Annotated in this window: 2 rRNA genes (1 of these 2 cut by a window edge); both read left to right on the top strand. The window is 50.2% G+C overall.

Features of this window, described 5'->3' with window-relative positions:
• Window positions 1–2,205, top strand: a 23S ribosomal RNA gene (locus HHX25_RS02810) (it extends 616 nt beyond the left edge of the window).
• Between the two features lie 131 nt (window positions 2,206–2,336).
• Window positions 2,337–2,446, top strand: a 5S ribosomal RNA gene (gene rrf / locus HHX25_RS02805).
• Window positions 2,447–2,500: the final 54 nt, after the last annotated feature.

The raw sequence follows: 2,500 nt of genomic DNA, 5'->3' as shown, positions 1-2,500 counted from the left end.
CTAGCAAGGTTAAGGGCTTCAGGTCCGGATCCGTAGCGAAAGCGAGTCTGAACAGGGCGCTTCAGTTAGTAGTGGTAGACGCGAAACCGTGTGATCTACCCATGGGCAGGTTGAAGCTGTAGTAACATACAGTGGAGGACCGAACCGGTTGACGTTGAAAAGTCTTCGGATGACCTGTGGGTAGGGGTGAAAGGCCAATCAAACTCGGAAATAGCTCGTACTCCCCGAAATGCATTTAGGTGCAGCGTTGATTAATAGTTTTATAGAGGTAGAGCTACTGATTGGATGCGGGGGCTTCACCGCCTACCAATTCCTGACAAACTCCGAATGCTATAAAATGTTCATCAGCAGTGAGGGCATGGGTGCTAAGGTCCATGTCCGAGAGGGAAAGAACCCGGACCATCAGCTAAGGTCCCCAAATGTATGTTAAGTTGAAATAACGCGGTTGAACTGCTTAGACAGCTAGGATGTTGGCTTGGAAGCAGCCATTCATTTAAAGAGTGCGTAACAGCTCACTAGTCGAGCGGTTCGGCATGGATAATAATCGGGCATAAACATACTACCGAAGCTATGGCATCGAGAGATGGGTAGGGGAGCATTGTAGTGTCGTCGAAGGCTGGCCGTGAGGCCTACTGGAGAAGCTACAAAAGAAAATGTAGGCATAAGTAACGATAATGCGGGCGAGAAACCCGCACTCCGAAAGACCAAGGTTTCCTCAGCTATGCTAATCAGCTGAGGGTTAGTCGGGACCTAACGCGAACCCGAAAGGGGCAGTGGATGGACAACAGGTTAATATTCCTGTACCTGCTCTCACCAAAAGTGACGGAGGCGAATAGTTGGTGCGTGCTGACGGAATAGCACGTTGAAGCCAGTGGCAACACGGCGATAGTACACTGAGGCCTCGGCCAAGGTGATAATCCAGCGGATCGACTTCCAAGAAAAGCGAGAGAAGCAGCCCGTACCCCAAACCGACACAGGTGGTTGGGATGAGAATTCTAAGGAGCTCGAGAGATTCATGGCTAAGGAACTAGGCAAAATAGACTCGTAACTTCGGGAGAAGAGTCGCCCCGCATCAGCGGGGCCGCAGTGAAAAGGTCCAGGCGACTGTTTATCAAAAACACAGGGCTATGCTAAATCGAAAGATGACGTATATGGCCTGACACCTGCCCGGTGCTGGAAGGTTAAGTGGAGGGTTTAGCTTCGGCGAAGATCTCAAATGAAGCCCCAGTAAACGGCGGCCGTAACTATAACGGTCCTAAGGTAGCGAAATTCCTTGTCGGGTAAGTTCCGACCTGCACGAATGGTGCAACGATCTGGACACTGTCTCAGCCATGAGCTCGGTGAAATTGTAGTATCGGTGAAGATGCCGATTACCCGCTGTGGGACGAAAAGACCCCGTGCACCTTTACTATAGCTTAGTATTGGTTTTGGACAAGTAATGTGTAGGATAGGTGGGAGACTTCGAAGCTGCGTCGCCAGGCGTGGTGGAGTCATTGTTGAAATACCACCCTTTGCTTGTCTAGAGTCTAACTCACGTTGTGAGGACAGTGCTTGGTGGGTAGTTTGACTGGGGTGGTCGCCTCCAAAAGAGTAACGGAGGCTTCTAAAGGTACCCTCAGCACGCTTGGTAACCGTGCGCAGAGTGCAATGGCATAAGGGTGCTTGACTGAGAGACCTACAAGTCGATCAGGTTGGAAACAAGAGCATAGTGATCCGGTGGTTCCGCATGGAAGGGCCATCGCTCAAAGGATAAAAGGTACGCCGGGGATAACAGGCTGATCTCCCCCAAGAGCTCACATCGACGGGGGGGTTTGGCACCTCGATGTCGGCTCGTCACATCCTGGGGCTGGAGAAGGTCCCAAGGGTTGGGCTGTTCGCCCATTAAAGTGGCACGCGAGCTGGGTTCAGAACGTCGTGAGACAGTTCGGTCTCTATCTACAGTGGGCGTTAGAAATTTGAGTGGATCTGACTCTAGTACGAGAGGACCGAGTTGGACAAACCTCTGGTGTACCAGTTGTTCCGCCAGGAGCACTGCTGGGTAGCTACGTTTGGAAGGGATAAGCGCTGAAAGCATATAAGCGCGAAACCCACCACAAGATGAGATTTCTTTAAAGGGTCGTGGGAGATTACCACGTCGATAGGCTACAGGTGTAAAGGCAGCAATGTCACAGCCGAGTAGTACTAATAACCCATAGGCTTATTGTACGCCTGTTTTTTTATAGGTTCAACCATTGTTATGCTTCATGTGCTTCATCCACGGATGTTTTTTCAATATGTCACGATATATGTCTTTCCGATACGGAAAGAGGCCCCGCACGGGTTGCGGGACAAAGATTTAAGGTGGTTATAGCGATGGGGCTCACCTCTTACCATTCCGAACAGAGAAGTTAAGCCCATTAGCGCCGATGGTACTGCATTGTAGTGGGAGAGTAGGTCGTTGCCTTTTTTGGAAGCCCTTCATGGAAACATGAAGGGCTTTTTGTTTTTTTAAATAATCAAC

It is taken from the genome of Flavivirga algicola (genome assembly GCF_012910715.1).
GTDB lineage: Bacteria > Bacteroidota > Bacteroidia > Flavobacteriales > Flavobacteriaceae > Flavivirga > Flavivirga algicola.
Note: the sequence above shows the minus strand (reverse complement) of the source record. Positions and strands in the feature narration are given on the sequence as shown.